Annotated in this window: 9 protein-coding genes; 6 read left to right on the forward strand and 3 right to left on the reverse strand. The window is 56.4% G+C overall.

Going from position 1 to position 7834, the window contains the following annotated elements; translation table 11 throughout:
• A partial coding sequence (locus tag BM315_RS23490) for an IS1182 family transposase (protein ID WP_141124025.1) occupies positions 1-898 on the forward strand: 898 nt, incomplete at its 5' end.
• Between the two features lie 247 nt (positions 899-1145).
• Here BM315_RS23490 and BM315_RS23495 read toward each other — a convergent pair.
• The gene (locus BM315_RS23495) at positions 1146-2669 is read right to left on the reverse strand and encodes a phosphorylase family protein (protein WP_090506052.1); all 1524 of its coding nucleotides are present in this window, start codon (positions 2667-2669) and stop codon (positions 1146-1148) included.
• Positions 2670-2719: 50 nt separating this feature from the next.
• A complete protein-coding gene (locus BM315_RS23500) occupies positions 2720-3538 on the reverse strand; it encodes a helix-turn-helix transcriptional regulator (RefSeq protein WP_090506054.1) in 819 nt (272 codons plus the stop codon).
• 333 nt (positions 3539-3871) lie between these two features.
• On the opposite strand from BM315_RS23500, the gene BM315_RS23505 reads away from it, so the two are divergent.
• From BM315_RS23505 to BM315_RS23525, 5 genes are all read left to right on the forward strand, one after another.
• A complete protein-coding gene (locus BM315_RS23505; protein WP_090506057.1) occupies positions 3872-4816 on the forward strand; it encodes a CBASS oligonucleotide cyclase in 945 nt (314 codons plus the stop codon).
• Entirely contained in the window at positions 4813-5304 is a 492-nt protein-coding gene (locus BM315_RS23510) for an HORMA-1 domain-containing protein (protein ID WP_011911826.1), read from the forward strand. Before BM315_RS23505 ends, BM315_RS23510 begins: the two co-directional genes overlap by 4 nt.
• Positions 5301-6197 carry an AAA family ATPase gene (locus BM315_RS23515; RefSeq protein WP_090506059.1) on the forward strand — a complete coding sequence of 299 codons (897 nt, stop codon included), beginning with the start codon at positions 5301-5303 and terminating at the stop codon, positions 6195-6197. The genes BM315_RS23510 and BM315_RS23515 overlap by 4 nt, the downstream gene beginning before the upstream one ends.
• A 151-nt stretch (positions 6198-6348) precedes the next feature.
• Complete coding sequence (locus tag BM315_RS23520; RefSeq protein ID WP_090506061.1) at positions 6349-6906, forward strand: 3'-5' exonuclease; 558 nt, start codon at positions 6349-6351, stop codon at positions 6904-6906.
• Positions 6907-7089: 183 nt separating this feature from the next.
• Complete coding sequence (locus BM315_RS23525; RefSeq protein ID WP_090506063.1) at positions 7090-7446, forward strand: hypothetical protein; 357 nt, start codon at positions 7090-7092, stop codon at positions 7444-7446.
• 160 nt (positions 7447-7606) lie between these two features.
• Here the strand turns inward: BM315_RS23525 and BM315_RS23530 are convergent.
• Positions 7607-7834, reverse strand: a 228-nt coding sequence (locus tag BM315_RS23530; protein ID WP_170862309.1) for an ATP-binding protein, incomplete at its 5' end; no start/stop codon positions are given.

The raw sequence follows: 7834 nt of genomic DNA on the forward strand, positions 1-7834 counted from the left end.
CGCACTGGATACTGCTGATCGTCAGGAACCTGCCGTAGCGAAGGTCAAAGCCGAACGCCTCCACGACAAGATCGCGACCTTGAAAACCAAGCTGCAGGAGCTCAAGGAAATCGAGGTTCAGCTCAACGAAACACCGGATAAACAGATCTCCCTGACCGATCCCGATGCCCGCTCAATGAAGACCCGGGGCACCGGCGTAGTCGGCTACAACGTACAGGCGGCGGTCGACGCGAAGCACCACCTGATCGTGACCCACGAAGTAACGAACGATGGGGCTGATCGAGACCAACTGAGCTCCATGGCCAAGCAGGCGCGAGAGGCCATGGGCGTCAAGAAACTCTCGGCGGTCGCCGACAGAGGGTATTTCAAAGGCGAAGAAATCCTGGCGTGCCATCAGGCTGGAATCACCGTTTTCGTGCCCAAGGCGCTGACCTCGGGAGCGACAGCGGCGGGCCGCTTCGGCAAAGGTGATTTCATCTATGACGCAGCCAAGAACGAGTACCGATGCCCGGCTGGGCAAAGCCTGATCTGGCGGTACTCAAGCGTCGAGAAAGGGCTGAAGCTGCACCGCTACTGGAGTTCGCACTGCCAAGGTTGTGCGTTGAAAGAGCACTGTACGCCTAGCTCAGAGCGCCGGGTGAGCCGCTGGGAGCATGAGGCAGTGCTCGAGGCGATGCAGAGTCGCCTGGATCAAGCGCCCGAGATGATGCGAATCCGTCGCCAAACGGTCGAGCACCCGTTCGGCACGCTGAAATCCTGGATGGGCGCCACCCACTTCCTCACCAGAACGCTCGACCGGGTGAGTACCGAGATGAGCCTGCATGTGCTCGCCTACAATCTCAAACGCGTGTTGAACTTGCTGGGCAGCGGTGCCCTGATGGCAGCGATGAAGGCCTGAGGCCTGTTTTACGACTCTTACCGCCCTCCAGCAGGCTCGCCGAAGCCGAAAGTGCCATAGCAACCAGAATCACTGATTGCGCCTGACTGGGCCTCCCTCGGCCTCCTGGACACTGAGAAAATCCCCCGGCAGTTGATTGCCATCACTCACTACGTTTTTACACAGTCTGGGCCAGGAGCGGTCATCTGGTGCCTACAAAATCCTTGGCGATTCAGTGATTGCCGGCTGCTTACACAAGAGCCAGTTATCACATGGCCCTTCGGCTCCATCCGTGTGTGGCGTAATCAAGGGTCACAATGGCTGCAGCCTCGGACGCTACCCTGTGGAAGGTATTGTCCTTAGTCGTGTCTCCGTAATCGCTGATTCCTCGGACGACCAATACGGGCACGTTCTGCTTTTCGCAGGCGTCGAATACCCCGTATGCTTCCATCTCAGCTACCAGTGCTTTGTCGTGAATGCCTTGGAAGCTTTCGAAGATCTCCGGGTCTCGAATGAGCAGTTCGCCGGAGGCAATGGTTGCTGGCGATACCATCAGCCTTGCTGCAACGTCCCCCGCGGTGGACTCTACCGGGATCGCGAAGCCCAGCTTCTCCGCACGCTCTTGCAGACGATCAGGCAGAGAGGCGGTTGCGAAGTAAGCATTGAGATCTTGCTGGGTGGAAAGCCCTGGTCGTTGCATCTCTGGCCGTAGCGCAATCTTGCCGCCAGCGTGCGCTGCTGCCCCTTCGTAGTACACGACGCGCTCGGACAAAATGACTTCACCGAGGCTCAATTTTTTACGACGTCCGCCCGCGATCCCCATCATCAGAACCTTATTGGGGTTCAGCTCTGACAACAGGAGTGTGGTGATGGCGCTCGCATTGACGTTGCCAGCGTTGCCGAGAGAGGCAACTACACACGAAAGAGGGCCGTCCGCTCGCTGGATCGTTACAGGCCAGAAATGAATGCCATGTTTGGAGTAGCGAGCAGGTACATCCTCGCCGATACCAAACACCTTTTTCGCGGCGGCGAGCTCAATGGCGATGGCCGTGATGACCAAGAGATCGGGAGAACGTGCTGCTTCTCTGGCCTCAATTTCAGCTTGGAAGAGCCCAACGGACAGCTCTGCCAGCTTGTCCAGGCTGTAGAGCGGCTCCTGCAGAGACATGCTGTCCAGGCGTCCCTTCACTTGCTCGCCAGTGAAGTGGAACATCATGAGAGGCTCCTTGAAGAAGGCATCTCGTAGACCGCGTGCGCCTTCGCCATCTTCGCTGAAGCCACCGAGCTGCAGGTCAAATGGCAGCACCGGAAGCTTCCGTTTGCGCATCTTGCGGGCCCGGTCAGAGACGCCCTTACCACCGCCCAAGGCAATCATAGCGGTTGCCACTTCCACTTGTTCATCACCGATATTTCCGCCGGTGACCAGGTCATCCTCGATGTAGACGATCTCCGCGAAATTTTCAGCAGAGAGTCGACGGATGAGAGTCCGCTGCTCGAGCGTCATTTTGTCCCGCATGGCCAACTGCGAGGTAACGATCTTCAGCTGGCGGGCAGGGGCGTACTCAGCCAACAGCTTCTCCGCCTCGTAAACCACCGTCCAATCGAAGGTCAGTGCATCTCCAGCCTCATTGGTGGGTAGACCAGCTAGGTAGACGACCAGGCCACCCTTTGCGGCCAAGACGCTTTTGGTCACCGCGCGAGTGAAGTCGTGCGCGAGGTCGATCAAGGCCTTCTCTGTTTTCTTGGAGATGCTGCCTGCAATCAGAATGAATTCATTTTCAAGGTTTGCCATCGTGACAATTCCGGTAGCTGAGGTGTTGAGTGTTGGCTGATTGTTAGGTGTTAATACTTGAGCAGAGCCCGTATTTCCTCTGGATATTTAAGGGCAACCTGGATGACCTCGGGTTTTTGGCCCGCCTGATCTTCTGTCAGGTTAAGCTGGAACAAGAGGTACATCAGCAGTGCCTGACGGCATTCGATGTGCATCTCGCCATTTTCCATCAGGTAATCACTTTCGATCAGTCCTCGCTTGGCCGGGCTGAGGTCTGGATGTGCGGTCAATACGACATCCACCATGGTGTTCCAGGGCGTGTCTTCTGAAGCGCGCTCCCGATCGGGGCCCGCATAACAGCAGCGCTTGATACGGGTCAGAGAAAAGTCTCGGAAGGCTTCGCGCCTGTGACAGTACGCCCGGGCATGCCAGCGGTTACCGTCATGTACCAGGGCATGAGGAGACAACTTTCGCTCACCGCCCTCCGGGTCTGTCATGGACTGGTAAAAGACCTCGACCGAACCCTTCTCTCGAATCGCGCGAAGGATTTCCCCAACAATGCCTGCATTGAGACGTCGACCCAGCTTAGGAACGCCCGCAACAGGCGATTGCCAGCCTAAGAAGCTGCCATATGGCACCTCTGGTTGTACCGCTACGCGAAGCAGGTCTTCGAGGTAGCGCTCAACAGCACTCGACTTGAAAACCGCCTTGAATGACTCGGTAGCCCTGTAAACCCTGGCCCGGGTATCGTACTCCAGGTTGCTCTCGGCAAGCTTCGCGTACTCGGTAATGTCCAGCGAAGCTTGGGGCACCGAGATGCCAAAGAAGTCAGTGAGGCTGCTGCGGTTGATCTGGCCATCCCACCGCAATCGATAGTCAATGAATTCCAACCGACGTTCCTGGCCCCAACGTGCTCCTCCCTTGCTGGTGGGTTGGTCGTCCGTGGGTTTGGACTCATTTGTCATGATCGAGCCTCGATAGCGTATAAAAATTAGACTGCATCTAGAAACTATGCGTATAGTAATAATACGCTAGCGAGCTGCGGTTCGCAATTTTCCTGGCCGGATCTTCGGGCGGTGCGGGGAGGTTGAACTGCAGCGAGCCGTAAGGGCGATTCGGGCCTGGTGCTCGAGTGGCCACGCCATCTCATCCGTCGGCATGTGGTGTAGCTGCTGGTAGGGAGGCTTTGCGACTAACACAACATTTCTAGGAGGGGATGGCAGATGCCACTCACCAACACACAGATCAAGTATTACGACAGTAACGTGCTGCGCTTGCCGAAGGACAAGCGGGAGACCTACAACGCCCAGGTCGACCGCCTGATCGCGGCGCTGAAGGACAGCCTGAAGAAGCAGGACAAGATCACCATCAAGAAGGTGGTGAAGGCCGGCTCTTTCGCCAAGCACACCATTCTGCGGCCCAACGCTCAGAACCCTGCCGACGTCGACGTGGTTTTCTACATCAGCGGCCAGAAGGTTGATGAAGAAACCTTTGCGACTCTCAGCCAGAAAATCTACGACGCCCTGATCAACCTGTACCCGAACAAGTCTGTTGAAGACTTTGAAATCCAGCGCAAGGCAGCAAAGGTCACCTTCGTGGGTACCGGGCTTGAGGTCGATATCGTTCCGGTCATCGAAAATCCGAACAAGGAAAACTACGGCTGGCAGTTCGACCGGATAGACGGCTCGAAAACTGAAACCTGCGCACCGTGCCAGGTGAACTTCGTGAAGGTTCGGAAGGATGAAGATCCGGACTTCCGCACCTTGGTGCGCCTCGCCAAGCGCTGGCGCACCTGGAAGGAGGTGCCGCTCAAATCCTTCCACATCGAGCTGATCATGGCTCACGTCCTCGAGCTTAAAGGGAAGACCGGCTCGCTGGAAAAGCGCTTCCGTGACTTCCTCCTCTACATTGCGGACTCAGGACTCAAGGACGTCATCAAGTTTCCCGAGAACAAGCAGGTTCCCGACTTCTCCGATACGGTCGTAATCATCGACCCGGTATGCGATACGAACAACGTTGCGAGCCGGATCACTGAAGAAGAGCGCCAAGAGATCGTTCAGCTTGCCGAGGAGTCGTGGGAGACCGCGCATTTCGCATCGGTGGAGGACGACTTCGAAATCTGGAAAGAGCTGTTCGGTAAGGGCTTCAAAGTCGAGGACGCAGCATGAGCTACAGCGCCACTCAAACCACTACCTACACCACCACTGACATCGAAGCGGTCGTGCGGCGAATCACTGCCGACCTCCTGATGATCGCGTCGAGCAGCGAAGCTGTGACTGAGGTGAAAGCAAAAGAGTGGGCCAATGACATTGAGCTGCTGGCCAAGAATGGCTACCTCAAGTTTGCGGATCTCACTTTACTTAGTCATGGGGTAGAGCAGAAGGCCACCCGGTTCTATGTCAACGAGTCTGGCTCCCTGGCCAACCAGCGCCCAGGTGATGCGCGCTGGCCGAAGGTTCAGGGTGCACACCTGCGGATCGTTCTGTCCTACAACGACAGTTACACCCAGCAAGCGCAGGAGAAAATGTCTGGCAAGTTGAAAATCAACTGGACGACCTCTTACGACGACATTAGCCACTCTCAGCTAACCCAGAGCGGTGGTCGCGAATACTCTAGCAACGGCTACGGCATGGAACGGAAGGACTACATCCGATGAGCAACAACAGCGTCTTTGACTCGGTGATTGAACTGCCGGAAGCCCAGCTGACTGAGCGTGAAAAAGTGTTGCTCGGGTTTGTGGGGCGCTATGAGCGTGTGCAAAACCAGCTCCAGCTGTTGCTGAATCAGGGCCAGTTGTCCGAGTGGAGCAAGGTGCACCATAAAAGCGTGCTGCCGATTTGCAATCTGGTTGCCGATCAATATCCCCTGGTGATCTTCCATGGCGACGTCGGTACCGGGAAGACAGCGACAGCGGAGTGCATTGCTAACCGTATCGTCCGTGACTCACGCACTGAGGACTCGGTGCTGTTCAAGCTCAGCAACCGAGTCCGCGGCTCTGGTAAGGTCGGCGAGATGGGTACGCTTTTGACCCAAGCTTTTGCAGAGGTTGTCGAGGCAGCAGGCAAAAAGCGCAGGGCGATTCTCATCATCGACGAAGGCGACTCGATCGCTGCTTCCCGCTCGCAAAGTCAGAGCCACCACGAAGATAAGGTGGCTGTGAACACTTTGATCCAAGGCGTGGATGAATTGCGCAAATATGGCGGTCGGATCGTGGTGATCCTGTGCACTAACCGACTTTCAGTCTTGGATGCAGCACTTCGCCGACGTGCAGCCATCGTTGAAGAGTTCACTCGCCCAGACGCTGCTGAGCGGAAAGAGCTGTTCAGCATGGATCTGGTGGGCATGGGGCTCACGGACAAGCAACTGACCGATTTGGCGTCTGCCACTGGCGAGCGCAACGGTCAGCCAGCATGGACTTACTCCGATATTCGGACTCGCTTGTACCCTACAGCAATGGCGAAAGCCTTCCCTAATCGTCCACTGAGCTTCAAAGATCTGACCGACTCAATACTGGAGATGAAGCCATCACCGGTTATGGAAGATAAGTAAACACTCTGGTCGTGTGATCGGGCTCGGTGGCAACGCATCGGGTTGTCCTGCAGCCCTCGTCACCTAGCTCACGATGATCTTTCCCGCTGCTGTGGTCTCTGGTACTGAAGGCTGCTGTTGCCATCCGGAAATCAGCTAAAATGGAGTATTTATGAAAGCCGACAAAGAAATTTTCGTCTCGGTCGACATCGAGGCATCTGGCCCGATCCCTGGCAAGTACAGCATGCTTTCGATCGGCGCGTGCGTGGCGTCGAACCCTGCTGAGCAGTTCTCCTGCTTTCTGAAGCCTATCTCTCAGGAGTTTGTGCCGGCTGCCCTTGAGGTCACAGGGTTGTCACTTGAGAGGCTTCGCGAAGAGGGCCTGGAACCTGGTGAGGCAATGGCGCAATTCAGGGCCTGGGTAGAGTCACTAGCTGATGCCGATCAAAGGGTAGTGTTCGTAGGGTTCAACGCTTCGTTCGACTGGAGCTTCGTGAACTATTACTTCCATCTGTTCTTGGGTGAAAACCCCTTCGGAATCGCAGCGCTCGACATCAAGTCGATGTACTTCGGTGCCTCCGAATGCTCTTGGAAATCGACCCGCTCAAGCGAAATTGAGAAGGTAGTGAATCCTGAAAGCTCGGGCAACCATGATGCCCTAGATGACGCCGTTTACCAGGCGGAGTTGTTCAACTTGATTCGTGAAAAGCTGGTGTTTGGTAGGCCCTGACGGATCCTTTGGCGAGGAGCACGTGGGGCTAGAAAAGCCGGGGGCCGTCATTGCGTGCTTGCCCAGATGCTCGCTTTAAGAGCAAACGGAGCGCGCAGGCCCTGGCTATAAGCGCCAAAGGGGGAAATGGGTCGTAGCGAGCTCGGTTCAGAATGGTCCTTTTGGGATGCGTGGAGGGGGGTAATGAACGTCAACGTTACAGCAATTGAACGAAATATCAGGCTCTACGCTATGCCAGGACTGCTTACCTTGATCGGGATAGGCACAATGTTGCTGATTGATCCCTTCGCCGCATCAGCGAGTCCGTTTGACCAGATGATTGCACCTCTAAAACGAGGAGTGTTTTGGGTAGCGGTCATGTTAACGGTGGGCGGGATAGTGTGGAGCCTCTATCGTGCCTGGCTTGAGTTTCGCTGGATGCAGGGGGAGTTGCTGGGCGGCTGTGATAATTGTGGTGGACCCTTGCGCCATTTAGATGGCCGCTACGGTACATACAGCAAATGTTTGATGTGTGGCAGCAAGCGCAAGGGTTGGCACTAAAGCAGAAGTTAGGTCCTGCGAAGGCAAATGGGTGCGGATTCCACGCCATCCGGCCACCCAGTCCACGCTTATCCGGCCGGGCATTCCACGCACATCCGGCCATCTGTTCCACGGCCATCCGGCCGGGCAGTCGGAGCGCAGCGACGCAGGTTTTGCATTGTTAGTCTGAGGCGCCCGGCGCCGTCAATTTCTTCGTCCGCTTGCGCATCGATTCGCCCTTGAGGTTGATTCGATAAGCGTTGTGCACCAGACGGTCGAGGATGGCGTCGGCCAGGGTCGGGTCGCCGATCAGTTCGTGCCAGTTGTCCACCGGCATCTGGCTGGTCACCAGGGTCGAGCGCTGGCCGTAGCGGTCGTCCAGTAGCTCCAGCATGTCCCGCCGTTGTTC

The organism is Pseudomonas borbori (genome assembly GCF_900115555.1).
Taxonomy (GTDB): Bacteria; Pseudomonadota; Gammaproteobacteria; order Pseudomonadales; family Pseudomonadaceae; genus Aquipseudomonas; species Aquipseudomonas borbori.

Bases quoted from the DNA above. Each gene is read 5' to 3' on its own strand.
- BM315_RS23525 (WP_090506063.1), top strand. From the start codon at position 7,090: ATGAACGTCAACGTTACAGCAATTGAACGAAATATCAGGCTCTACGCT.
- BM315_RS23520 (WP_090506061.1), top strand. From the start codon at position 6,349: ATGAAAGCCGACAAAGAAATTTTCGTCTCGGTCGACATCGAGGCATCT.
- BM315_RS23510 (WP_011911826.1), top strand. From the start codon at position 4,813: ATGAGCTACAGCGCCACTCAAACCACTACCTACACCACCACTGACATC.
- BM315_RS23505 (WP_090506057.1), top strand. From the start codon at position 3,872: ATGCCACTCACCAACACACAGATCAAGTATTACGACAGTAACGTGCTG.
- BM315_RS23495 (WP_090506052.1), bottom strand. From the start codon at position 2,669: ATGGCAAACCTTGAAAATGAATTCATTCTGATTGCAGGCAGCATCTCC.
- BM315_RS23515 (WP_090506059.1), top strand. From the start codon at position 5,301: ATGAGCAACAACAGCGTCTTTGACTCGGTGATTGAACTGCCGGAAGCC.